Annotated in this window: 18 protein-coding genes; 7 read left to right on the forward strand and 11 right to left on the reverse strand. The window is 74.3% G+C overall.

The features are described from left to right. Both ACSNOC_RS13865 and ACSNOC_RS13870 read right to left on the reverse strand, forming a co-directional pair. Positions 1-729, reverse strand: a 729-nt coding sequence (locus ACSNOC_RS13865; protein ID WP_436747697.1) for a zf-HC2 domain-containing protein, incomplete at its 3' end; no start/stop codon positions are given. A gap of 224 nt (positions 730-953) precedes the next feature. Beyond that, positions 954-1,499 carry a sigma-70 family RNA polymerase sigma factor gene (locus ACSNOC_RS13870; protein WP_436747698.1) on the reverse strand — a complete coding sequence of 182 codons (546 nt, stop codon included), beginning with the start codon at positions 1,497-1,499 and terminating at the stop codon, positions 954-956. Between the two features lie 346 nt (positions 1,500-1,845). Here ACSNOC_RS13870 and ACSNOC_RS13875 point away from each other — a divergent pair, with 346 nt between their 5' ends. Next, positions 1,846-2,220 carry an STAS domain-containing protein gene (locus ACSNOC_RS13875; RefSeq protein ID WP_436747699.1) on the forward strand — a complete coding sequence of 125 codons (375 nt, stop codon included), beginning with the start codon at positions 1,846-1,848 and terminating at the stop codon, positions 2,218-2,220. Positions 2,221-2,441: 221 nt separating this feature from the next. Further along, on the forward strand, positions 2,442-2,927 hold the full coding sequence (locus tag ACSNOC_RS13880) for an ATP-binding protein (RefSeq protein ID WP_436747700.1): 486 nt from the start codon (positions 2,442-2,444) through the stop codon (positions 2,925-2,927). Between the two features lie 253 nt (positions 2,928-3,180). Here the strand turns inward: ACSNOC_RS13880 and ACSNOC_RS13885 are convergent, their stop codons facing one another. After that, positions 3,181-4,344: a flavin-containing monooxygenase gene (locus tag ACSNOC_RS13885; RefSeq protein WP_436747701.1), complete on the reverse strand. Its 1,164-nt coding sequence runs from the start codon at positions 4,342-4,344 to the stop codon at positions 3,181-3,183. A gap of 106 nt (positions 4,345-4,450) precedes the next feature. Next, complete coding sequence (locus ACSNOC_RS13890; protein ID WP_436747702.1) at positions 4,451-5,101, reverse strand: TetR/AcrR family transcriptional regulator; 651 nt, start codon at positions 5,099-5,101, stop codon at positions 4,451-4,453. Between the two features lie 228 nt (positions 5,102-5,329). Between ACSNOC_RS13890 and ACSNOC_RS13895 the strand changes: the two genes are divergently transcribed. After that, positions 5,330-7,843 carry a serine/threonine-protein kinase gene (locus ACSNOC_RS13895; protein ID WP_436747703.1) on the forward strand — a complete coding sequence of 838 codons (2,514 nt, stop codon included), beginning with the start codon at positions 5,330-5,332 and terminating at the stop codon, positions 7,841-7,843. A gap of 315 nt (positions 7,844-8,158) precedes the next feature. Here ACSNOC_RS13895 and ACSNOC_RS13900 read toward each other — a convergent pair whose 3' ends face one another. Further along, on the reverse strand, positions 8,159-8,806 hold the full coding sequence (locus ACSNOC_RS13900) for a hypothetical protein (RefSeq protein WP_436747704.1): 648 nt from the start codon (positions 8,804-8,806) through the stop codon (positions 8,159-8,161). A 119-nt stretch (positions 8,807-8,925) separates the two neighbouring features. Here ACSNOC_RS13900 and ACSNOC_RS13905 point away from each other — a divergent pair, with 119 nt between their 5' ends. Beyond that, positions 8,926-10,731, forward strand: coding sequence for an endonuclease/exonuclease/phosphatase family protein (locus ACSNOC_RS13905; RefSeq protein ID WP_436747705.1), 1,806 nt, complete (start codon positions 8,926-8,928; stop codon positions 10,729-10,731). A gap of 271 nt (positions 10,732-11,002) precedes the next feature. Here the strand turns inward: ACSNOC_RS13905 and ACSNOC_RS13910 are convergent, their stop codons facing one another. Further along, complete coding sequence (locus tag ACSNOC_RS13910; RefSeq protein WP_436747706.1) at positions 11,003-11,746, reverse strand: SDR family oxidoreductase; 744 nt, start codon at positions 11,744-11,746, stop codon at positions 11,003-11,005. A 142-nt stretch (positions 11,747-11,888) separates the two neighbouring features. Between ACSNOC_RS13910 and ACSNOC_RS13915 the strand changes: the two genes are divergently transcribed. Further along, positions 11,889-12,905, forward strand: coding sequence for a hypothetical protein (locus ACSNOC_RS13915; protein WP_436747707.1), 1,017 nt, complete (start codon positions 11,889-11,891; stop codon positions 12,903-12,905). A gap of 33 nt (positions 12,906-12,938) precedes the next feature. Here ACSNOC_RS13915 and ACSNOC_RS13920 read toward each other — a convergent pair whose 3' ends face one another. The 5 genes from ACSNOC_RS13920 to ACSNOC_RS13940 all read right to left on the reverse strand — a co-directional run bounded on the left by ACSNOC_RS13920 (position 12,939) and on the right by ACSNOC_RS13940 (position 19,342). Further along, positions 12,939-13,580, reverse strand: coding sequence for an NADPH-dependent F420 reductase (locus ACSNOC_RS13920; RefSeq protein WP_436747708.1), 642 nt, complete (start codon positions 13,578-13,580; stop codon positions 12,939-12,941). A gap of 432 nt (positions 13,581-14,012) precedes the next feature. Then, the gene (locus tag ACSNOC_RS13925; RefSeq protein ID WP_436747709.1) at positions 14,013-14,168 is read right to left on the reverse strand and encodes a hypothetical protein; all 156 of its coding nucleotides are present in this window, start codon (positions 14,166-14,168) and stop codon (positions 14,013-14,015) included. Between the two features lie 147 nt (positions 14,169-14,315). Further along, positions 14,316-14,690 carry a hypothetical protein gene (locus ACSNOC_RS13930; protein ID WP_436747710.1) on the reverse strand — a complete coding sequence of 125 codons (375 nt, stop codon included), beginning with the start codon at positions 14,688-14,690 and terminating at the stop codon, positions 14,316-14,318. 177 nt (positions 14,691-14,867) lie between these two features. After that, complete coding sequence (locus ACSNOC_RS13935) at positions 14,868-17,804, reverse strand: BTAD domain-containing putative transcriptional regulator (RefSeq protein WP_436747711.1); 2,937 nt, start codon at positions 17,802-17,804, stop codon at positions 14,868-14,870. Between the two features lie 47 nt (positions 17,805-17,851). Then, positions 17,852-19,342, reverse strand: a complete 1,491-nt coding sequence (locus tag ACSNOC_RS13940) for a CehA/McbA family metallohydrolase (protein ID WP_436747725.1) — start codon at positions 19,340-19,342, stop codon at positions 17,852-17,854. A gap of 170 nt (positions 19,343-19,512) precedes the next feature. Between ACSNOC_RS13940 and ACSNOC_RS13945 the strand changes: the two genes are divergently transcribed. Both ACSNOC_RS13945 and ACSNOC_RS13950 read left to right on the forward strand, forming a co-directional pair. After that, on the forward strand, positions 19,513-22,113 hold the full coding sequence (locus ACSNOC_RS13945; RefSeq protein WP_436747712.1) for a bifunctional FO biosynthesis protein CofGH: 2,601 nt from the start codon (positions 19,513-19,515) through the stop codon (positions 22,111-22,113). Continuing rightward, entirely contained in the window at positions 22,110-23,228 is a 1,119-nt protein-coding gene (locus tag ACSNOC_RS13950; RefSeq protein ID WP_436747713.1) for an ADP-ribosylglycohydrolase family protein, read from the forward strand. Before ACSNOC_RS13945 ends, ACSNOC_RS13950 begins: the two co-directional genes overlap by 4 nt. Positions 23,229-23,248: the final 20 nt, after the last annotated feature.

The raw sequence follows: 23,248 nt of genomic DNA on the forward strand, positions 1-23,248 counted from the left end.
GGCCCATGTGGCGCTGGACGACGTGGTCTTCTGCCAGCTCGCCGCCGCCCGTATCAGCGCGCGGATCTGCTCCCGCCACGGGAGCCAGGGGGCGCGGGGTTCGGCGCGCGGTTCGGGGGTGGCGCGCCAGCGGGCCAGGGTGCGGGCCACCGGGTCGTCCCCGGTACCGGGGACCAGCGGGGCGAGCGGGTCGGGCAGGCCGACCGCCCTGGCCAGCAGCCCGTCCGTGGACAGCAGATGGTCCAGCACCCCGGCCACGGTCGTGGCCCTCCGGTGCCACCGTTCGTCCTCGAACCAGCGCAGCTCGACGGGTGCGCGCCACTCGTCCTCGGCCATGTCGTTCAGCAGCGCGTCGAGGCGGGCGGCCTCCGCGTCCAGCGGCGCGGCCCACGGCGGCACCGGCTCCCGGGCGGGGCGGCGGGCGAGGCAGGTCTCCAGCACGCGCACCCGCAGCCTGGGATCGAGGTCGAGGCTGCGCTGGGGTTCGAGGAACGTGGCGGCCTCGCGCAGCCGCAGGGCCTCCTCGGCGCACCGGCCGCAGTCGCCGAGGTGGGCCTCGACGCGGGCGGTCTCCTCCGGGGAGCAGGCCGACAGCGCCCAGGCGCCGAGCAGGGACATGAGGTCGTGGTGGGCGGACATCGGCTCGTTCGCCTCCCGCTGCCGGATGGGGGCCGTCGCGGCGTCCTCCGCGCCGGGCGGCAGCAGGCCCGCCCGTGCGAACGACTCCACGAACTCCGTGAACCCGTCCCGGGGGCGCGGTACACGTGGCTCGCCGCCTGTTCTTTCCCCTCTTTCCCCGCCTGTCTTCCCGTCCGGGCCGTCCGGGCCGTCCGGCCGGTCGTGTCGGTCCGGCGGGTCGTGTCGGTCCGGCGGGTCCCACCCGTCCGGCCGGTCGTATCGGTCCGGCCGGTCCCACCGGTCCGGTCTCCATCCGTTGTCGGCGTGCGGTCTGGTCACAGGCCCTCCGCGTCGTACTGGGCGGCGGTGGACAGCAGTTGCAGGCCCAGCCGTAACCGGCGGCGGGCCTCCGCCTCGGTGATGCCGAGCTGTTCCGCGACCTGCCGGTAGTCCCGCCGCTGGAACCGGGTGAGTTCGAGTGCCTCGCGCAGTGGCGCGGGCATCGAGGTGACGATGTAGTCGGCGCGGGCGGCCGTGGAGGCCGACCGGACCTGCTCGGCCGCCTCGGCCCGTTCGGCGCCGCTCGCCCGGCCGTCGAGGTCCGCGCGCAGCCGCTGGACGGCCAGCCGGTGGGCCAGGCCCGCGACCCAGGACCGCATCGGGCCGGTGTCGGGGGTGAAGTCCGGCGGCGATTCCCAGAGCACCGCGAACACCTCGCGGGTCACCTGCGCGGTGGCGGCCTCGTCGTCGAGGACCCGCTGCGCGATGCCGTAGGCCAGCGACGCGAAGCGGTCGTACAACTCGGCCAGGGCGGCGGCCTCTCCGCGCTCAAGCCGCTGCTGCATCTCCCGGTCCCAGCGCGGCGGTGTCTCGTGCGCCATCAGGCCCCCAATTCCCGCTCGTCACCGGCCTTGCGACAACCTCCGGCCCCGTGCGTAGCGTCAAATGTAGTGCGCGGCGCCGTTCGTGCGCGCTCCCGTGCGACGATCCGCGCCCCGGACGCGCCCGGACACGACCGGGCGCGACTCGGACCCGGGCCGGATCCGGGCCGGGTCCGGTGGGAGCGCCGTTGGGAAGAGGTGACGCGTGGCGCGGGGGAAAGTGGGCAGGCCGCTCGGAGAGAATCGGTTCTCCTGGCGACGAGTGAGCGACAGCGGTGGCTGCGGCACCGGCCGCGGCGGCGGCGGACGGCAGAGGTGGCATGGACGACAGAAGGGGCCCGGCGGCGTGGCGTTGAGGGTGCAGGGAGAGCAGCGAGGGGTGTGGGCCGTGCTGCGGGTCGTCGGTGAGCTGGATCTGGCGACGTCGCCCACCGTCCGCCATCAGGTGCACGACGCGGTGGCGGACGGCCGCAAACGGATCGTTCTCGACCTGTCCGAGGTGGTGTTCTGCGACTCCAGCGGGGTCGGGGTGCTGGTCGCCGCGCGCCGGTTGATGCGCTCGTGCGCCGGGGAGCTTCGGCTCATCCTGCCCGCGCGTGGCGCGGAGGACGGCTCGCATGTGAACCGCGTGCTGGCGGCGCTCGGTGTGCGGCGGTTGTTCGACTGCTATCCCGACCTGGACGCGGCGGCGGGCGACGCCGGGACGGCCCTGTCCGCGTGAGGCGGGCCGGTGCCCGGCTCGCGCCGGTGCGAATGAGCCTTGCCTGAGTAGTGTTCGAGTGAGCGGTTGAGCGCTCGCACAGGTCCGCGTGTGCTTACTCCTTTGCGCCGGAATATTCCTGAAGCACTTGTTGTCCGACTCGCGCGTCAATCATGCTGGCCCCCACCGAGATTGTGCTCGGTGTGAGGGGATTTGTCCGCCCGGTTCGGATGGTGTGAACGGTGCAGGAGCTGGAAAAACAGTTGGATGTCGCCCCCGAGCCTTCGGAGGTGGGCCGTGCCCGGCGATGGGTCCGGGCGCAGCTCGGGAAGGGGCAGCCCTGCCCGGCCCGTCCTGACGAGTCGCAGACGGACACCTTGGTGCTGCTCGTGTCCGAGCTGGTGACGAACGCGGTGGTGCACACCGGCCGTCCGGCCGTGCTGCGCCTCGCCGTTCGGCAGGTGGCGACCGGGCGGAACGTTCCGGTTCGCCTGGAGGTGGTGGACGACAGCAGCCGCGCGCCTCGGCCCAGACATGCCGAGGGCGAGGACACCGGCGGGCGCGGGCTGGAGTTGGTGGAGGTGCTCGCCGACCGCTGGGGCTGGCACCACGAGGGACAGGGCAAACGCGTCTGGTGCGAGCTCGACTGCTCGCCGGCCGGTTCGCCCAGGGGTGAAGAGGCTTCAGAGCCGTCGGAGCCGGGCAGGAGAGTTCCGGCCGGCTATTGACGTCCCGTGTCGGCCTGATCACCCTGAGGAAGTATTCCGTCCAGTCCGTTGGAGGCCGGATCGGACGGGATGGGGTGATGCGCTGCGAGGGGACGTCGAGGCCCCGCCCCCGTGGCGGGCGCGCCTCGGCGAGTGCGGATCACCCCGCAGGGCCCCCTCCCCGCATGGGGAGGGGAGTCCCCTCACACGCGCGTCCGGCCTCGCGCATCGCCGCCGTTGAGCGTCCGCGCGCCGTTCGGCACCGCCCACCGTTTCAGCGCCGCGCGCTGCCCACGGTCTGCCGTTCGGCGATCGCGGCGGCGATCTTCGGGGCGTCCCGCGCCAGTTCGCGCAGGTTCCCGCTGACGGGATTCGTGTAGCCGATGAAGTACAGGCCCTCCGCGGCCGGGTGGGTCTCCGCGCCGTGCACCAGCGGGCGTCCCCGGCCGTCGAGCACGCCCACGTGCCCGACGAGCGGCCCCAGGCCGCTGTGGTAGCCGGTCGCCGCTATCACCACATCGGGGCCTATGGTGTCGCCGTTGGCCAGCACCACCTTGCCGCCGTCGAACCCCTCGACCGCGGCCACGGGTTGGACCAGGCCGTGCCGCACCGCCCGCACAAGACCCGCGTCCAGCACGGGGATCGCGCCCTCGCGCGCCCGCGAGTACCGCCCGGTGCCGGGGCGCGGCAGCCCGTGCCGGGTCAGGTCGGGCACCAGCAGCCGCTCGCAGCGGCGGGCCAGCCGGTCGGTCAGCGCGACCGGCAGCCTCCGGCACAGGATCGCGCTGGCCTGCGTGGGCCACCCCAGCGTGGCGCGGCGCACGATGTGCGGCGCGGTCCGCACCGCCAGCCGCACCCGCCCCGCGCCGCCGGACGCCAGGTCCGCGGCGATCTCGGCGCCGGTGTTGCCCGTGCCCACGACGAGCACGTCCCGGCCGCGGAACGGCTCGGGGGAGCGGTAGGCACCGGCGTGCAGCAACTCGCCCGTGTAGTCCGCCAGACCCGGCCAGTCGGGCAGCATCGGCGTGTGGTGGAGGCCGGTCGCCACCACGACCGCGCCGGCGCGCAGCCGGCGTCCGCCGGTCGCGTGCAACAGCCAGTCGTCGTCACCCCCTTGGGGGCGATCGACGGTGAACACCTCGACGCCGGTGGCGAGGTCGAGCCGGTGGTGCCGCGCGTAGGTCTCCAGATAGCGCACGAAGTCGTCGCGCCCCACCCAGCGCCCGGCCGACCTCGGTATCGCCAGCCCCGGCAGCGAGGACCAGCGGCGGGTGGTGTGGAGCCGCAGCCGGTCGTAGTGCGCGCGCCAGGACGCCCCCACGTCACTGGACTTCTCCACCACGACGGTCCGCACTCCCCGGCGCCCGAGCGCAGCCGCGACGGCGAGCCCGGCCGGACCGGCCCCGATGACGTGTACAGGGGACGTAGCCATGTCCATGAGCATACGCAGACGACCCGCCGCCCTCACAGAGGGTGGCGGGTCGTGAACGCGACGGAGCGCGCGCCGTGCCGGGGACAGGAACCGGGCGGCGCCGCCCGGTCCGTTACTTCGCGGGCTTCCGGCCGGTGACCCCCAGGTGCACCAGCAGCGCCAGGGTCGGCTTGAGCTCGGCCTGCTTGGCGCCCAGCGCCTGGAGGCTCTTCGGCTGCGACGAGACCGCGGCCAGCATGGTGACCAGGGAACCGGCCAGCGCCGCCGGGGTGACCTCGTCGTCGGGCGCGCGGCCCTTGGTCCGGAGGCTCTCGATGGTGTCCGCCAGCGGCTTCACCACCGCGCCCTGCACACGGGTCCGCATCCGCACGAACCGCCGGTCGCCCTCGGCCGCGCCGAGGTCGATCACGCGCAGGATGGCGTCGTGTTTTCGCCAGAACGCGAGGAAGCCCTCGACCAGCTCCTCGGCGGTCTGCCGACCCGCCTTCCCGGCCCAGGAGCGCCCGGCGACCAGCGAGGAGAGCTCGGCGCTCTCCCGCACGGTGCCCTCGGCGATCTCCAGGACCGCGGCCTCCACATCGGGGAAGTATTGGTAGAACGTTGCAGGTGAGGTGCCTGCCTTGCGGGCCACGTCGATGACTCTCACGTCGCGGTACGGCGAGGTGCCCAGCATCTTTCCGAGGCAGTCGAGCAGCTTCTGCCGCGTCGCCTGCCCCCGCCGCCCGGCGACCCGGCCGTCGACGGTCGTTACCTGTCCTGTCATGCCAGTCAGCTTATCGACGCGTGATCAAGGCGCGATTTGATCGCATCCGAACGGATGGTCTTGTGGTAGGCACCTCGGGGCATACCGTGCACTTCGCTCAATCCAGACCCCGGGTTCGCCAGTGTCAGTCCCGGGGGGAAGAATCGTCCCGAAGGTCCGCGGGGCCGTCTGGTGATGAGATGCTGCTCGGGGCGGAGAAGCAGCGCCCGTACGGGGAGGTGTCAGCACATGGTGGAGCAGCTAACCCAGCACGATCCGCGGCGGATCGGGCCGTTCGAGGTGCTCGGCCGGCTGGGCGCCGGGGGCATGGGGCTCGTGTACCTGGCTCGTTCGGCGTCCGGACGCCGCGTCGCGATCAAGACGGTGCGCAGCGAGCTCGCCGAGGATCAGCTCTTCCGGGTGCGTTTCACGCGCGAGGTCGAGGCCGCCCGCGCCGTCAGCGGGTTCTACACGGCGGCCGTGGTGGACGCCGATCCGCGCGCCGCCGTTCCGTGGCTGGCCACCGCCTATGTGCCCGCGCCCTCGCTGGAGGAGATCGTCACCGAGTGCGGGCCGCTGCCGCCCGCCGCCGTGCGCTGGCTGGCCGCCGGGATCGCGGAGGCGCTCCAGTCGATCCACGGCGCGGGCCTGGTCCACCGGGACCTGAAGCCGTCGAACGTGCTGGTCGTCGAGGACGGGCCGCGCGTCATCGACTTCGGCATCGCCTCCGGCGTCTCCAACACGCGCCTCACCATGACGAACGTCGCCGTCGGCACCCCGGCGTACATGTCGCCCGAGCAGGCCCGCGACTCGCGCAGCGTCAGCGGTGCCAGCGACGTCTTCTCCCTCGCCTCCACGCTCGTCTTCGCCGCCACCGGACACCCGCCCTACCACGGGGCGAACCCGGTGGAGACGGTGTTCATGCTGCTGCGCGAGCGGCCCGACCTGTCCGGGCTGCCGGACGAGCTGCGCCCGCTGATCGAGTCGCTCATGGTCCACAAGGCCGAGGACCGCCCCACCCCGGCCGACCTCCAGGCGCAGCTCGCGCCGCACCTCTTCGCCGCCAGCGACGACACCGGCACCGCCTCCGCCTGGCTGCCGCCGGGCGCGGTGGCGCTGATCGAGCGGCGGCGGGGGCGCGGGCCGCAGGTGCCGGTGCCCGCCGGGGCCGTGTCGGCGCCGCCGTCCGCGCCTCCCGCGTCCCCCGGCGCGCCCGCGTCGCCGCCCGCCCGGCCCCCGATGCCGTCCGGGCGGCCCTCGCCGGTCCCGCCGCTCCCGGCCATCCCGCCCGCGCCCTCCGGGCCGCCGACCGGGCCGCCCGTCGGCCCGCCGTCCGCGTCGCCCCCGCCGCCCTCCGGGGCGCCGACCGGGGCGCCGACCGGACCGTTGCCGGGGCCGCCGACCGGGCCGTTGCCGAGCGAGGAGCGGCCGGTGCGGCTGCCCGGCTCGCGGATGCCGATCGGGCCGGGGCCGCAGCGCGGCGAGCCCGCCGCGCCCGGCGACCACCTCGTGCCGCACTCCCCGGACTGGGCCCGCCCGCCGACCGGCGCCCCGGCCGCGTCCATGCCCAGCCCGTCCACGGCCCACCCGGGCCAGGTGCAGGGCCCCGGCCCGGGACCGGCCACCGAGGCCGCCGCCCCGGCGCGCTGGCGGCCCTGGCGCTTCCGGATGAACAACGACCTGTGGGGCTCGCCCATCGTCCGCGACGGCCTGCTGTACGTCACGTCGTTCGAGGTGCACGCGCTCGATGTGGCCAGCGGGCGGCGGCAGTTCAAGACGCGCGAGGTCGCCTGGTCGATGGCCGTCACCGGCGGCCGGGTGCTCGCCTCGGACGGCCCGAGCCTGTACGCGCTGGACGCCACGGACGGCTCCGACCGCTGGCGGATCCAGACCGACACCTGGATCTACGCGCTGCGCGCCGAGCGCGGCACGGTCGTCACCGCCACGCGGGGCGGCGGCGTCCAGGCGTGGGAGCCGGGCACGGGCGAGCAGTTGTGGGAGCTGACCGGCGCGCAGGCCGACTTCGAGACCCACGACACGGCGCCCGTCATGCACGACGGCGTTGTCTACGCGTGGGGCGAGGGCCAGTTGTACGTGCTGGAGGCGCGCACCGGCTCCGAGATGTGGCGGTATCCGGTCGGGGACACCTCGGCCACCGGGGGAGTGCCGGTGCGGGTCACGCCCACGGACGACGGCGTGGTGTTCGTGTGCGCCGGTTCGCGGGTGCTGGCTCTGGACGCGGCGACCGGCGCGGAGCGGTGGCGGTTCGACGCCCCGGCCGCGATCCTCTGTCCGGCGACGTACCAGTCCCCGGCCTCCCGCTCCGCCGGGGTGTACTTCACGGACTACCTCGGCACGGTGTACGCGCTGGACCCGGCCACCGGCGACGACCGCTGGCGGATCGCGACCGAGGCGCGGCAGTCCCTGGAGCCGGTGGTGGTCTCGGACGGCCTGGTGCACCTGGGCAGCGGCACGGCGATGTACACGCTGGACGCGGTCAGCGGCACCCCGCGCTGGCGCTTCGCGGCGGGCGACTCGATCGTCGGCTCCCCGGTGGTCAGCGACGGCCGGCTGCACTTCGGCTCGGAGGACCACTGCCTGTACACGCTGGACGCGGTGAGCGGCCGGCTGAGCTGGAAGCTGGAAACGGGCGGCGCCATCACCGGCACCCCGGCCGCCGCGGACGGCATGATCTTCGCGTGCAGCAAGGACCACTGCGTCTACGCCCTGGACGCGGCCCGCGGCACCCGCCAGGCGACGTAGCCCTCCGGGCCGGGCGCGGCGGAAGCCGGCCCCTCCCACGACCACGGAACGCGACCCTGCGGCTCGGTCCCCTGAACCGGCCCGCCACATGGCTCGGGCCGCGTCGTGGCGGTGACGGCTTTGGCCGTCGACCGTCCCTCGTCGACCGTCCCGCCACGGGTCTGGCGACCCGCCCCCCGGGCCCAAGCCCTGTCCGACCGGGGGCCGTGGTGGCGGCTCGGTCCTGAGCCGTGGTTCCGGGGCGGCCCGGTGAGGTCCGGTCCGGGGCCGGGCCTCCCGGGCGTGCCCGGATGGGTCCTTCCTGTGCCCCGTCGGTCAGGCCGCGTCGCGGCGGTGTCGGTGACGGCCTCGGCGGGTCGTTTCGTGGGTGGGTTCGCCGGGCTGCGGCTCCGGGGCCTGCGTGTCGCGTGGCCACGGGCCCTGATGGACCTGTCCGGCCTCGTCCTCCGGGTAGTCCGGGTGCCGCGAGTACGGCTCGCCCGGTTCCGCGCGGCGGCCGAAGCGCCCGCGACGCGGCCGTGGTTCGGCGACCGGCGCGCGCTCTTCGCGCACATGGCGTCCCGCCATGCCGCCCGCGCTGAACAGCATCAGCAGCCCCGAGCCCAGCGCCACGGCCACCGGCCACTTCAGCCCGTTCTGGCCGATGACCAGACTGTCGGTCACCTGGTACTGGCGGACCATCCACAGGATCGTGATGCCCAGCGCCGTGATCCCCGCGAGCAGCATCAGCAGCCGCGAACGCAGCAGGATCGCGGTCACCGCCAGCGCGGCGGCGACCAGCATGGGCAGGAACAATCCGGCGAACAGACTGGCGTTGTCGGCCGTGATGCCGTCCGCCGTGAACAGCTCCGTCCACTCGAAGCGCCGACCGTCGCGGGCGCCGTACCAGTCGAAGAAAACGCTGGCCAGAGCGGCGGCGGCGGCGATGGCGGCGAGCACGAAGCCGAGCGTGTTGCGCCACATGTCGAGCCTCCCTCAGTTGCGGAATTCACCTGACGGCTCGTCCTTCGACGCTACGCGCCCCCCGCCCACCCCGCACCCCGAACGGCGGCGCCCCGCTCGCGGGCGCTAACGTCCCGGCCATGACCCCTGCCGCGCCGACCCTGCCCCTGCCCCTGCTCACCGCCGTGACCACACTGGTCACTCTGGAGTCGCTGCGGCTCTCGGGCACCACGGGAACGGTCGCGGCGGCCGTGCTGGCGCTGTGCGCCGCCGCCGGTGCCGGTCCGCTGACGTGGTGGCTGGGCACCCGGCGCGCGGTCACATCGGCGGTGGGGGCGTTGGCGGTGGCCCGGCTGCTGGTGCAGGTGCCGGCGGTCCGGACCGTTCCGGTGGTCGCCCTGGTGACGGGCGTGGCGCTGGCGGCGCTGGTGCTCGTCGTCCGCCGTGCCGCCGCCGAGGGCGGGCCGGGGCAGGTGGCGCGGGCGATCGCCCTGGGCGTGGGCGTGGACGTCGCGCTGCGGCTGACGCTCGACCTGCTGGATCCGGTGTGGCGCGGCGGGCTCCCGGGCTGGCTGGTCGCGCTCGTGTCGGCCGCGCTGCTCGGCGCGCTGGCCTGGCGCGCCGACGCCGGACCGGCGGAGACGGTGGCGGGCGGGGGCGCCGAGCCGGTGCTGCTGGGACCGGCGTTCGGCCTGTACGCGGTGCTGCTGGCCTCGCCGGGGCTGGTCGCGGCACGGGCCGGGGTGTCGCCGACGGCCGCCGGGCTGTGGATCGCGGCCGGAACGGTACTGGCCGTCTGGCTGCTGTCGGAGACCGTGCCGCGCCGGGTCGTGCTGGTGCTGCCGGTCGCGGTGCTGGTGACGGTGTGGCTGCCGGGCCTGTCCGCGCTCGCCGCGCTGGCCGGGGTCGCCGTGCTGCCGCTGGTGCTGCGCCGGGCGCTGACGGTCCGCCTGGCCACCGGCCGGGGGCCGCTGGCCGACCTGGCCGTGGCGGGCGCGGGCGCCGTGCTGGGCGCGGCGCTGCTGGTGCTGCCGTACCGGCTGGGGTGGGTGCCGGGGCTGTTCGCCACGCTCGCCGCGCTCGGCCTGGCCCTGGCCGCGCTGCGGGCGCCCGCCGGGGCGGAGGCCGGGGCGGACGCCGGAGCGGCCGAGGGGGTGGTGCCGGGCCGGTTCGTCCCGGTGATCATGGCCACGCTGCTGCTGGCCGCGCCGCCGCTGCTGGGCGCGGTGCGGCCCGCGCCCGACCCGTTGCCCACGGACACGGCGGGCGGGGTGTACCGGCTGCTGTCGTGGAACGTGCACGCCGCCGTCGACCGCCACGGCGAGCTGAACCCCGAGGCCGTGCTGGACGTGATCGAGGAGTCCGGCGCGCACGTGGTGGTGCTCCAGGAGGTCCCGCGCGGCTGGACGGGCGCGGGCGGCCTCGACCTCGCGGCCTGGCTGGAACGGCACCTCGACGTGGAAACCGTCTGGGCCAGGGCGGCCGACCGGCAGACCGGCAACCTGGTCCTCACCAGCCTGCCCGTGCGCGAATCCGCGACCGGCGGCCTGCCCGGCGGACGCTCCTGGGCCCGGGTCACGGTCGGCCTCGCGGACGGCGAACGGGCTCGCGTCGTCACCACCCACCTCGACGGCGGCGGCGACCCCGGCGAACGGCTCCGCCAGCTCGACCCCCTGCTGCGCGCCACCGGCGACGACCCGCACACCGTGCTCGCCGGGGACCTCAACGCGCGCCCCGGCTCGCGGGAGATCGAGACCGTCCGCGAGGCGGGCTTCCGCAGCGCGCAGGACGAGAACGGCGACCCGGACGCGAACACGGCGGTCTCGCCCCCGCGCCGCGTCGACTGGATCCTGGGCGCCGCCGATGTCTCCTTCGCGGACTTCCGCCTCCGCGCCACGACCGCCTCCGACCACCTGCCCCTGGCGGTGACGGTCTTCCTGGACTGACCCCGGGCCTTCGGCCCGGGCGCCCAGGCCGCCCGCTCCCTCGGCGGCGGCGTGGCCGGGCTCGACGCGGGCCTGTGCACCCCGGCCCGGCCGCGCGCGGAACACCACCCCGAGGGCGCCGACCTCGACGACGCCTCGCCGGGTCTGCCCCCGCCGGGGGCACGGAGGCGCCGGCGGGCGCCCAGCGGCTCCGCGCACGCCGGACGTACCGGCCGGAGGCCGCGCGCCGTACCGCGCCGTACCGCACCGTGCCGTCGTGGCCCGGCCCGGCCTAGCCCAGGCCGCCCGTCGCGCGGAGGTTCTGGCCCGTGAGCCAGCGGGCGTCGGGACCGGCCAGGAAGGCCACCACGTCCGCGACGTCGGCGGGTCGGCCGAGGCGGCCCAGGGGGGTGAGGCCGGAGACGCGTTCCAGTGCCTCGGGCGGGTTCGTGCCGCGCAGCAGGTCCGTGTCGGTGGCGCCGGGGGAGACCACGTTCACCGTGATGCCGCGCCCGCCCAGCTCCACCGCCGCGACCGCGCACAGCTGCTCCAGCGCTCCCTTGCTCGCCGCGTACGTCCCGATGCCGGGCCCCGGGCGGGCCGTGTTGAGCGAGGAGATGCCGACGATCCGCCCGCCGTCGCGCATGCGGCGTGCCGCGTACCGCATGGTCAGGAAGACGGCCTTGGCGTTGGCCGCCATGGCCTCGTCGTACTGCTTCTCGTCCGTGTCCGCGAGCCTCGTCGGGGTGAACGGCAGCACCGCGTTGTTGACGAGCACATCCAGGCCGCCGAGCAGGTGCTCCGCGCGTTCCATGAGCCGTTCCGCCGTGGCGGGCTCCCGGAAGTCGGCCGCCACCGCGTGCGCCGTTCCGCCTGCCTTCCCGACCGCGCGCTCCACCTCCTCGGCGTGCGCCGCGCTGGCCGCGTAACTGAACACGACGTGCGCGCCGTCGCGCGCCAGCCGTTCCACGATCGCGCGCCCGATGCCGCGCGAACCGCCGGTGACCACGGCCGCCTTGCCGTCCAGCACTCCCATGGACCCCGACCCTAGTCCGTCGCTCCGCGCCGCGACACGCCGCGAATCCGCCACGGCCGTTCCCTGGGACGGTCCCCCGGCCGTTGCCCCGGACGAATGTACCCAGCGGGCGGCACGCCCGGCCCTCCCGTTCCATGGGCCTATGAGCAAAGGCGCGGTCCAGGGCCCGGCCCGGCGCAGGTCGCGCCGCGACCGGGCGTCGTGGCGCGAGCGCGCCCTCGCCGAGATCGCCAGCCTCGAATACGCCCTGGAACGCATCAAGGGCAGGAGATTCGTCGCGACGGCCCAGCGGAGCAAGCTCGACGGCGTGGCGCGGCAGCTCGCCCGGGCCAGGGAGGCCGCAGCCGACAGGAGCACCTGGAAGGCGGCCTGGTACGGCTCCGACGTCGACGCCACCTGGTCGAACATCCATCAGGTGGAGGTCGAGCTGCTCCAGGTCGCCCCCTCCGGCGAGCTGAAGTGGTGGTCCGCCGACGTCCTGGCCCGTGTCCGCCAGCACCTCGGCGCCCAGGACCCGCGCCGCCGCGCGCTGGAGGAACGCCTCACCTCGTCGGGCCAGAAGCTGCTGCCCGAGTTCCGCGAACTGGCGGTCAGGGCCCTCAAGGCGGCCAACGGCGCCGAGGAGTCCGAACGGGCGCGGGTGCGGTCGTTCCGCAACTGCCTGTTCGGCGCCACCCTGATGATGACCTGCATCGCCGTCGCCTTCGCCGTCTGGGGGGCGGCGCAGCCGGGCGTCTTCGACATGTGCTTCGAGGACGCGCGGCGGAACGAGCGCGCCTGCCCCACCGGGACCGCGCTGTCGAGCTGGGACGTGCTCACGGTCGAAGCCGTCGGCCTCGCGACGGCGGCCCTGGCCGGGGCGGCGTCGTTGCGGAAGATCCAGGGGACCACGACGCCGTACATGGTGCCGATGTCCCTGATGCTGCTGAAGCTCCCGGCCGGCGCGGTGGCGGCCGTCATCGGGCTGCTGCTGGTGCGGGGCAGCGTCGTGCCGGGGCTGTCCGACCTGGACACCCCGGGGCAGATCCTCGCCTGGTCGGCCATCTTCGGCGCGGCGCAGGAGGCGGTCACCCACCAGGTGGACCGCAGGGGCCAGGAGGTCCTGGACAAGGTGCGCGGCGGCGGCCGTGCGTTCCGCGAACCCGCCGCCGCGACCTGACGCCGCGGCCTGACGCCGTGGCGGCGTACGGGCCTACCGCACCGCCGCGCGGGCCACCGGGACGAGCCGCACGTTGAACCGGTGTGTGCCCAGCGCCCCGGCGATGCCCAGGAACAGCAGCGCGAAGTGCTCCTGGCCCCGGGCCGTGGCGATGTCGCCCAGGTCGAGCAGCGACGTCGCGGGCCAGCCGAGGTCGGTGAGCAGACCGCCGACCGTGCGTTTGGCGTCGTCGTCGTCGCCGGAGAGGAAGACCGTGCTCGGCCCGTCCAGCAGGTCGGGGGCGACCATCACCGCGGCGGTGATCGTGCACAGCGTCTTCACCACGCGCAGCTCGGGGTGGGCGGCCTGGATCTCCTCGCCGAGCGAGACGCCCGGGTGCGACAGCCGCATGTCCTCCGTCAGGCCGACCGCCACGTCGATCAGCACCTTGCCGGTCAGGGCCGGGGCGCCGATCACGTCCAGCACGTCGAGGGACGCCGTGCCGGGGGTGGCGTTGACGAGCACGTCGGCGTGGGCCGCGGCCTCGGCCAGACCGGTGACGGTGTGGCCGCCGTCCGGCCTGCCTTCCCGTTCCCCGGGCTTGCGGGAGCCGAGCACGACGTCATGTCCGGCGGCGGCCCAGCGGGACGCGAGGGCGCGAGCGACGGTGCCGGTGCCGAGAAGTCCGATCCTCATACCCCGACGCTAACGGGACGGAGGCGTGCCGGGATCGGACCGGAGAACGAGAAGGATCACGGCGAAGGATGAGATCCGTATGGGTCTTGCGACGCAGGACGGGCCGCGGCGGCAGGAACCCGCCCCGTGTGGCACGGAGCGGGTCGCCGTGATGGTCCGGCCGCCGGCCCCCACCGGCGACCCGGCCGACCCGGCCCGGGCCGGTCGCGACCCGGACGACGCCCCCTCCGCGCCGTCCGAGCCGGATTCACCGGCACCGGGCCTGTTCGGCGGCTCCCCCGTTACCGCCGAACAGGCCCGGGAGGCCCAACCGCGCACCCCTGTGCGGTCGGTCACTTAAGAGAATGACAGGACCCCATAAACAAGCGCTAAACGCCGGAGAGCCCCCTCCGGGCCCGCCCGCCGCCGCGTACCGGGTCGTTGTCACCGGCCTTATGAAGGGCTGGGGCCGTCGGTCACTCTGAGGGCGTGGTGGTCCGCGATGGTCGCGGTGCCGTCCGGCTGCGAGAGGACGGCCGGTCCGGCGAGCGCGGCGACAAGGGCCGCCGCGGCGGCGCACAGGGCGGCCGTTCGCTGCTTGCGGGTCATGTCAACTCCTTGGCGGATGAGGGGAGATGGCGACGAAAGGGAGGGTGGAGCCGTCACCTGAAGAATGCTCAGCTGGTGCATAGAAGAACCGGCCGCTCGGCAACCGAGTGCTGAGCGGCCGGCCATGGTCAGGACGGGTGGTGCGGGTCAGGCGGCATCGCCGCCGTCGGCGCCGTCGTCCTTCGGCTTGACGGGCACGTGGGCCCCTTTGGCCGGAGCGTCGGTGGCGTGGTGGTCCCGCGCGACCCGGAGGTCGTTCCCCGGCTTCGGCTTGGTGATGCGAGGCCGCGTGGCGCTGTCGTCCTCGGCATCCGCCACGGGCTCGCCGGTCGCGTGGTGGTCGGTGGCCGTTCCCAGCCCCCCCAGCTCGACGTCGCCCTCGGGCGTGTCCATGGCCTCGGGGTCCCTCGGCCGGGGCACGGTCGCGATGTCGCCACCCTGGCCCGTAGCGGGCTCACTGGTGGCGTGATGGTCGATGGTCTGTATCTCGGCCAGGTTGGGCTCGGTCGTGGTGTCGGTCACGGTCAGCTCCTAAGGAGTCGTGGACTCGATAGAGGCAGGACCGTCCACCGGACTCCCCCGTGGTGCACGGACAGCCCTGCCAGGCAGCCGCCATCCCCCCCGGTAGCGGTTGCGGGCATGAGCGTGTCAGCTCGCGATAAACATTCGATGAATGCTCACGGGTGGCGGTTCGGATGATCAGACGGTGGTGGAGGCCAGAAGGTTGCGGACTTCCTCGGAATCTTTTCGGCCGAGCCTGTCGAAAACCGTGAGGGCCTGCTCCCAGCAGGCGCGGGCCCGGCCGGGCTGCTCGGTGCCGAGCAACGCCCGGCCCAGCACGGTGAGCACCTGCGCGCGCCGCCACTCGCCGCCGATGTCCCGCAGCGCGGCCAGCGCCTGCTCGGCGAGCGTCGCCGCCTCCGCGGGCTCCGCCAGCGCGAGGTGGGTCTCCGCCAGCCGGAAGAGCGTCATGCCCTCCCACAGCCGCTGCCGCTTCTCGCGGAAGGTGGCCAGGGCCTGGCGCAGCCCGGTCAGCGCCTCGTCCGCGCGGCCGGACTGGGTGAGGGCGAGCCCCAGTGCGTAACTGGCGTTGGCCAGCCGCAGGGTGGCGCCCAGCTCCTTGTAGAGGGCACGCGCCTCCTCGGCCAGCGACACCGCCGACTCGATGCGCCCGGTGGCGAGATGGACCCGCGAAAGGTTGCTGAGCGCGCTCGCCTCGCAGGAGCGGTTGCCGTCCTCACGGAAGGACTCCAGTGCCCGGGTGAGGTGCGCCTCGGCGTCCTGGTACCGCTCCTGGTAAATCGCGAGGATGCCACGGTCGTTGAGCATGTAGCCGTAGGGAATGGGGTCTTCGACGGCCTGGGCGAGCAGCAGCGCGCGCAGGGCCTCGGCGTCCGCCTCGTCGAACCGGCCGCCGACGCTGTGCGCGTGCGCGAGCACCATCCGGGCCCGGCCCTCGATCAGGGTGGCCTCGACCTCTCCGGCTGCCTCCAGCACGACCTGCGCGGCGCGCTCGTACTGCCGGGAGAACACGCCCGATTCCGCGAGATCCTGCGTGCTGAGCAGGATGTCGACGGCCCGCCGCAGAGCCTCACCGCCTCGCTCGGCGGACTGGCGCACGCAGGCCAGCATGCATTCGGCCTCCCCGAACAGCCAGTCCAGCGCCGCCCTCTGACTGTCGAACCGCAGCCCCGCGTACCGGGTGGGCGCCAGATGGGCGACAAGGCGGTCGCCCGGCCGCTCCAGCCCGTGCACCCGCGCCGACGTCGCCAGGTAGAAGTCCAGCAGCCGCGACAGCGCGGCCTCCCGTTCCGCCGGGGGTTGTTCGTCGCGTTCGGCGCAGGCGCGGGCGAACAGGCGGACCAGGTCGTGGAAGCGGTAGCGGCCGGGGGCGGCGGACTCCAGCAGGGAGGTGTCGACCAGGTTTTCGAGGATGCTCTCGGTCGTCTCCTCGTCGCGGTCCAGGACCGCCGCGGCGGCGGCCAGGGAGATGTCGGGGCCGTCGGCCAGGCCCAGCAGGCGGAAGGCGCGGGCCTGTTCGGGGTCGAGCTGGCCGTAGCCCAGCTCGAACGTCGCCTTCACGGCCTGGTCGCCGGCCTGCAACTCGTCCAGGCGGCGGCGCTCGTCGGACAGCTTGCTGGCGAGCGTGGCCACCGTCCAGGTGCGGCGGGCCGCCAGGCGGGAGGCGGCGATGCGGATCGCCAGCGGCAGGAACCCGCAGGCCCCCACCACGTCCATGGCCGCCTCGCGCTCCGCGCTGACGCGTTCGGTGCCGACGATGCGGGTGAAGAGGGTCAGCGCCTCCTCCGGGCTCATCACGTCGAGATCGACCAGGTGCGCCCCGGCCAGGTCCACCATCCGCACCCGGCTGGTGATCAGCGTCGCGCAGCCCGGGGTGCCCGGCAGCAGGTGCCGCACCTGCGCCGCGTCCCGCGCGTTGTCCAGCAGCGTCAGGACCCGCCTGCCGTCGAGAAATGAACGGTAGAGCGCGGCCCGTTCGGCCACGCCGTCCGGTATGGCGGCGTCCGGGGCGCCCAGCGCGCGCAGGAACGAGCCGAGCACCGCGCCCGGGTCGGCCGGGGCGGAGCCCGCGCCCTGAAGGTCCACGTAGAGCTGCCCGTCGGGGAAGTGGTCGCGGGCCGCGTGCGCCACCTGCACCGCCAGCGTCGTCTTGCCGACACCACCGATCCCGGCGACCGCGGAGACCGCCATCACCCGCCCGCCGGCCGTCGCCAACTGGGCGCCCAGCTCGGCCACGAACGACGCCCGTCCCGTGAAGTCCGGAACGGCGGCGGGCAGCTGGGCGGGACGGACCGTGGTCACCGGCGCGGCCGAGGGGGCGCTGATGTAGTTGAGCGAGGCGTCGGCGTTGAGGATGCGCTGCTGCAAATCGGCGAGTTCGGCGCGGGGTTCGACGCCCAGCTCGTCGATCAGCAGCCGGCGCGCGTCGTTGTAGACCGCCAGCGCCTCCGCCTGCCGGCCGCTGCGGTACAGCGCCAGCATCAGCAGCTCCCGCAGCCGCTCCCGCAGCGGATGCGCCGTCGTCAGCGCGGTCAGCTCCGACACCGACTCGGCGTGCAGGCCCGCCTGGAGGCCGACGTCGAGCCGCTGCTCGATGAGCACCAGCCGCTGCTCCTCCAGGCGTGCCCGCTGCATCTCGGCCTCCGGGCCGGGCAGTCCGCCCAGCGCCTCGCCGTCCCACAGTGCCAGGGCCTGCCCGTACAGCTCGTGCGCCCCGGCCAGGTCCCCGGCCGCGGCGAGCTTCTCGGCCGCCGCCGCCAGCTGGTTCACCGAGTCGACGTCCAGCTCGTCGCCCGGCGCCAGCCGCAGCGCGTAGCCGCCCAGCTCGGTCACCAGCACCCCGGAGCGGTGCGCCAGCGACTTGCGCAGCCGGGCGGCGTATGTGCGCAGCGCGGCCACGGCCTCGCGCGGCGGCTCCTCGCCCCACAGGGCGTTGACCAGCTCCTGCGCGGTGGCCGTCCGGCCGCGCCGCAGCAGCAGCGTGGCGAGCAGGGCCCGTTGCTGAGGTGAACCGGACGGCAGGTCGCGATCCCCCTGCCGGGCGCGGACCGGTCCCAGCACGGCGAAGTGCAAGGCAGCCGTATGACCCCCCGTGGTCCCCTCAGCCTTGACCATGGTGTCCTCTGCTTAACCTTCTCAACTTGTGGGGCGAACCTGAAACTTTATCCGGATGCGCTGCTCTCTAGAAAGACCGGATTCGTCAACGCCGCCATTTGTCCGGGGATTCCGGAAGCGCCACCATCGGCCGGTGCGTGCCGGATCTCCGCGCGCACGTACCCGACATTAGCGACGGTTGTCTGCCACGTCACTGCCCCCTCACCGGCGGCCGGGAGCGTGTGACTGCGCATCAGGCCCTGGTCGGTGATCAGGCGCACGATCCCGTCGGGCACTCCGGACGCCTCCGCCCGCACGGTGACCCGGGCGTCGGCGGGCGCGGACAGCCGTTCCCCGATGCCCGCGTGGCGTCCGCGTTCGTCGCTCACGGTCAACGCCAGGCGCACGGCGGAGGATTCGGCCAGGTAGCTGCGCCCGGCCCGGATGCCGTCGAGGATGGCGCGCCGGGTGAGGTCCTCGGCGAGCACCACCGTCTGCGGCAGGCCGACGACCTGCGGTTCGCGGTGGGCGTCGCTGTTGGCCATCGCGGGCAGCCACGTGTCGCTCTCCCGCAGCAGCGTCTCCCAACTGGCCAGCGACAGCTCGTCGTCCGGGGTCCACGGGCCGTTCCACAGCTCGACGGCGTCGGCCTCCTGGAAGCCGAACCGCCAGGAGCAGCCGATGCACGGCGCGTGGGCGTGCGCGGGCACGACGAGACCGTCCGCCTGGTGGATGCGGCGCGCGAAACGGGCGTACGCGTCGTCCCGCACGCGGTAGCGCCAGTCGACGAACGTGCCGGGGTCGATGCCCAGCGCCAGGTAGTGGCCGTTGCGGGTGGTGACCTCCTCGCCGCACAGGATCAGCAGGTCGTCGCCCCACAGGCCCTCCCAGGCGCCGTGCGCGGAGCTGGTGTTGTGCTCGGTCGTCACGATGAAGTCCAGGCCGGCGGCGCGCGCCGCGGCGGCGACCTCGGCGGGCGTGCGGCGGCCGTCCGAGTGCACGGTGTGCAGGTGCGCGTCGCCCCGGTACCAGGCCCGGCCGCGCCCGGCGGCCCGCTCCGGCGGGTGGACCGGGCGCGGGGTGCGGCCCTGGCCGCCGTAGCCGAGCGTGATGGTGACCTTGTAGTCGAGGCCCTGCGGCGCGACCGTGTACGGGCCGAGGACGACGTGCCACGTACCGGCGTTGACCGGGCCCGCGAGGTAGCCGGGGGTGGCCTCCTCGGCGCTGATCGCGAACTCGGTGCGGAAGCCGCCGGACCAGCCGCGGAAGCCCTCGCCGCCCAGGTCGGTGCCGCGCTCGTCGAAGATGCCGATGTCCAGCGCGTTGCCGGGGGTTCCGGCCGGGACCTGCGGCCGGTCGTAGGTGTAGGAGACGGCGATCCGCCGGACCCCGCGCGGCACCCGGACCGGAAGGTAGACGAAGTCGGGCGCGCCCGTGTCGAGATGACCGCGGACGGTGCTGGTCTCCTCGCCGTCCTGTTGCCCCGCTGCGTGTGCGAATTCCACCGGGGTGAGCGTAATGGCCGCGGCGCCCCCGCCGGCCGCACCCATTCTCAGCATGTCGCGTCGTTTCACATCCGTCTCCTTCCGAGCACGTCGCTGAAGGGAAGCTGAAGGGAAGTGGCCAGCGTCACACGCGTAGATGGCGGGTGGGGGAAGCCGGATGAAGGAGTGGGCGCACAGCGAAAGACGCCATGTCCGAGGCGTCTCTTCGCTCTTATGCTCAGAGAATGACAACTAGCGCGCAGGTTCCGACGGCCACCTCCATGCGGCGCGCGCTGCGCCGGGCCCGCGACGGGGTGGCCCTGGACGTGGCGGAGGCAGCCGTGCTGCTCCACGCACGCGGCGCCGACCTGGACGAGCTGGCCGCGGCGGCGGCCCGGGTCCGGGACGCCGGGCTGGAGGCCGCCGGACGGCCCGGCGTGATCACGTACTCCAGGAAGGTGTTCATCCCGCTCACCCGCCTGTGCCGGGACCGCTGTCACTACTGCACGTTCGTGACCGTGCCGGGCAAGCTGCGGCGGGACGGGCACGGCATGTTCCTGTCGCCCGACGAGGTCCTCGACATCGCCCGCCGGGGCGCCGCCATGGGCTGCAAGGAAGCCCTGTTCACGCTCGGTGACAAGCCGGAGGACCGCTGGCCCGAGGCGCGCGCCTGGCTGGACCAGGAGGGCTACGACGACACCCTCGCCTATGTGCGGGCCATGGCCGTCCGGGTGCTGGAGGAGACCGGCCTGCTGCCGCACCTCAACCCCGGCGTGCTGTCGTGGACCGACTTCCAGCGGCTCAAGCCCGTCGCGCCGTCGATGGGCATGATGCTGGAGACGACCGCGACCCGCCTGTGGTCCGAGCCGGACGGCCCGCACCACGGCTCGCCGGACAAGGAGCCCGCCGTGCGGCTGCGCGTGCTGGAGGATGCCGGCCGGTCCAACGTCCCGTTCACCACGGGGATTCTCATCGGCATCGGGGAGACCATCACCGAGCGCGCCGAGTCGTTGTTCGCGCTGCGCAAGGTCGCCCGCGCCTACCGCGGCATCCAGGAAGTCATCATCCAGAACTTCCGCGCCAAGCCCGACACCGCGATGCGGGCCATGCCCGACGCCGAACTGGCCGAGCTGGCCGCCACCGTGGCCGTGACCCGGCTGCTGCTGGGCCCGGCCGCCCGCGTCCAGGCCCCGCCGAACCTGGTGGACGAGGAGTACGCGCTGCTCATCCGCGCCGGCATCGACGACTGGGGCGGCGTCTCCCCGCTGACCCCGGACCACGTCAACCCCGAGCGCCCCTGGCCGCACATCGACGACCTCGCCGCCCGCACCGCCGCCGCCGGCTTCACCCTGCGCGAACGCCTCACCATCTACCCCGAGTTCATCAAGCGCGGCGAACCCTGGCTGGACCCGCGGCTGGTGCCGCACGTCACCGCCCTCGCCGACCCGGCCACCGGCCTCGCCCGCGAGGACGCCGTGCCGCGCGGCCTGCCCTGGCAGGAGCCGGACGAGCCGCTGACCGCCACCGGCCGCACCGACCTGCACCGTTCCATCGACACCGAGGGACGCACCGGCGACCGAAGAGACGACTTCGACGAGGTCTACGGGGACTGGGCGGAGCTGAGGGACATGGCCGCGCCGGGCATGGTGGTGGAGAGGATCGACACCGATGTCCGCGCGGCCCTCGCCGTCGCGGCCGACGACCCGGTGCGGCTCACCGACGACCAGGCGCTCGCCCTGCTGCACGCCGACGGCCCGGCCCTGGACGCCCTCACCCGCATCGCGGACGACCTGCGCCGCGACGTCGTCGGGGACGAGGTCACCTACGTCGTCACCCGCAACATCAACTTCACCAACGTCTGTTACACCGGCTGCCGCTTCTGCGCCTTCGCCCAGCGCCGCACCGACGCCGACGCCTACACCCTCTCCCTGGAGCAGGTCGCCGAACGCGCCGAGCAGGCATGGGAGGTCGGCGCCGTCGAGGTGTGCATGCAGGGCGGCATCCACCCCGACCTGCCCGGCACCGCCTACTTCGACATCGCGCGCGCCGTGAAGGAACGCGTCCCGGGCATCCACGTCCACGCGTTCTCCCCGATGGAGGTCGTCAACGGCGCGACCAGGACCGGGATGTCGATCCGCGACTGGCTGACCGCCGCCCGGGAGGCCGGACTCGACACCATCCCCGGCACGGCCGCCGAGATCCTCGACGACGAGGTGCGGTGGGTCCTCACCAAGGGCAAGCTGCCCACCGAGACATGGATCGACGTCATCACCACCGCCCACGAGGTGGGCCTGCGGTCGTCGTCCACGATGATGTACGGCCACGTGGACCAGCCCCGGCACTGGCTCGGCCACCTGCGCACCCTCGCCCGCATCCAGCGGGCCAACGAGGAGAAGGGCGTGCCCGGCTTCACCGAGTTCGTCACGCTCCCGTTCATCCACACCAACGCACCGGTCTACCTGGCCGGGATCGCCCGCCCGGGCCCGAGTCACCGCGACAACCGCGCGGTCACCGCCATGGCCCGCCTCCTGCTCCACCCGCACATCACCAACATCCAGACCAGTTGGGTCAAGCTCGGCACCGAGGGCGCCGCCGAGATGCTGCGCTCCGGTGCCAACGACCTCGGGGGCACGCTGATGGAGGAGACCATCTCCCGCATGGCAGGCTCGACATACGGCTCCTACCGCTCGGTCGCGGATCTCCGCGCCATCGCCGAGGCGGCCGGCCGCCCGTCACGGCTGCGCACCACCACCTACGGCGAGGTCCCGGCCGAGCGCGTCGCACGGGCCCTCGCCGCCGACGGCCACCTGCCGCGGCTGCTGCCGGTCGTCGGAGCGGACGGGTGAGCGCCCCGGTCGGCGGCGCCCTGTGGGGGCGCCCGGAGCAACAGGACTTCCGCAGCAGGGTGCGGGGCTGTCTGCTCGGCGGCGCGATCGGGGACGCGCTGGGCGCGGGCATCGAGTTCGACTCGCTGGCCGCGATCCGCGAGAAGCACGGGCCCGACGGCGTCACCGACTACGTGCCCGCGTACGGCCGGCGCGGCGCGATCACGGACGACACGCAGATGACGCTGTTCACCGTCGACGGCCTGATCCGCGCCCACGTCCGGCGCGACACCGGCGCCTGGCACCCGCCGACCGACGTGCACGCCGCCTACCGCCGCTGGTACACCACGCAGCGCGAGTGGGGACCGGACGAACGGCGGGCGGAGGACGGCTGGCTGGCCAAGCAGGAGTGGCTGTACAGCCGGCGCGCCCCCGGCCGGGCCTGCCTGAGCGGCCTGGCCGACCCGGCGATGGGCACGACGGACAAGCCGAAGAACCCGGACTCCAAGGGCTGTGGCACGGTGATGCGTTCGGCTCCGTTCGGGCTCCTGGTGGGCTGGGAGCCGCAGTTGGTGTTCCAGCTGAGCGTCGAGTGCGCGGCGCAGACCCACGGTCACCCCACGGGCGTCCTGGCGGCGGGCGCGTTCGCGGCGATGGTGCACGCCCTGGTGCGCGGCGACGGGATGGACGCGGCCGTGCAGAAGGCGCTGGCGCAACTCGCCACCCGGCCGGGCCACGAGGAGACGAGCGAGGCGCTGAAGAAGGCCCTCGGCATGGTCCGCCAGGGCCTGCCGAGCCCCGAGCGTGTCGAGGCGCTGGGGGAGGGCTGGACGGCCGAAGAGGCTCTGGCCATCGGCGTGTACTGCGCGCTGGTCGCCCAGGACGTCCGCCACGGCCTGCTGCTGGCGGTCAACCACGGCGGCGACTCCGACTCCACCGGCTCCGTCTGCGGCAACCTGCTGGGCGCCCTGCACGGCGAGACGGCCCTGCCCCCGGCCTGGCTGGCCGAACTGGAGGGCCGGGCCACGATCCTGGAGCTCGCCGACGACTTCGCGATGGAGATGACCCAGGGCCCGGCCCTGCACGGACCGGCCGACTCGGCCCGCGTCTGGCTGGAGCGCTACCCGAGAGGCTGACCCCCGCGCGGCCGGAGCCG

The sequence above is a fragment of the Streptomyces sp. URMC 129 genome (assembly GCF_051386415.1).
GTDB lineage: Bacteria > Actinomycetota > Actinomycetes > Streptomycetales > Streptomycetaceae > Streptomyces.

Coding starts and splice junctions, on each gene's coding strand:
- ACSNOC_RS13870 (WP_436747698.1), bottom strand. CDS start 1,499: ATGGCGCACGAGACACCGCCGCGCTGGGACCGGGAGATGCAGCAGCGG.
- ACSNOC_RS13885 (WP_436747701.1), bottom strand. CDS start 4,344: ATGGACATGGCTACGTCCCCTGTACACGTCATCGGGGCCGGTCCGGCC.
- ACSNOC_RS13890 (WP_436747702.1), bottom strand. CDS start 5,101: ATGACAGGACAGGTAACGACCGTCGACGGCCGGGTCGCCGGGCGGCGG.
- ACSNOC_RS13895 (WP_436747703.1), top strand. CDS start 5,330: ATGGTGGAGCAGCTAACCCAGCACGATCCGCGGCGGATCGGGCCGTTC.
- ACSNOC_RS13900 (WP_436747704.1), bottom strand. CDS start 8,806: ATGTGGCGCAACACGCTCGGCTTCGTGCTCGCCGCCATCGCCGCCGCC.
- ACSNOC_RS13905 (WP_436747705.1), top strand. CDS start 8,926: ATGACCCCTGCCGCGCCGACCCTGCCCCTGCCCCTGCTCACCGCCGTG.
- ACSNOC_RS13910 (WP_436747706.1), bottom strand. CDS start 11,746: ATGGGAGTGCTGGACGGCAAGGCGGCCGTGGTCACCGGCGGTTCGCGC.
- ACSNOC_RS13915 (WP_436747707.1), top strand. CDS start 11,889: ATGAGCAAAGGCGCGGTCCAGGGCCCGGCCCGGCGCAGGTCGCGCCGC.
- ACSNOC_RS13920 (WP_436747708.1), bottom strand. CDS start 13,580: ATGAGGATCGGACTTCTCGGCACCGGCACCGTCGCTCGCGCCCTCGCG.
- ACSNOC_RS13925 (WP_436747709.1), bottom strand. CDS start 14,168: ATGACCCGCAAGCAGCGAACGGCCGCCCTGTGCGCCGCCGCGGCGGCC.
- ACSNOC_RS13935 (WP_436747711.1), bottom strand. CDS start 17,804: ATGGTCAAGGCTGAGGGGACCACGGGGGGTCATACGGCTGCCTTGCAC.
- ACSNOC_RS13940 (WP_436747725.1), bottom strand. CDS start 19,342: ATGCTGAGAATGGGTGCGGCCGGCGGGGGCGCCGCGGCCATTACGCTC.
- ACSNOC_RS13945 (WP_436747712.1), top strand. CDS start 19,513: ATGACAACTAGCGCGCAGGTTCCGACGGCCACCTCCATGCGGCGCGCG.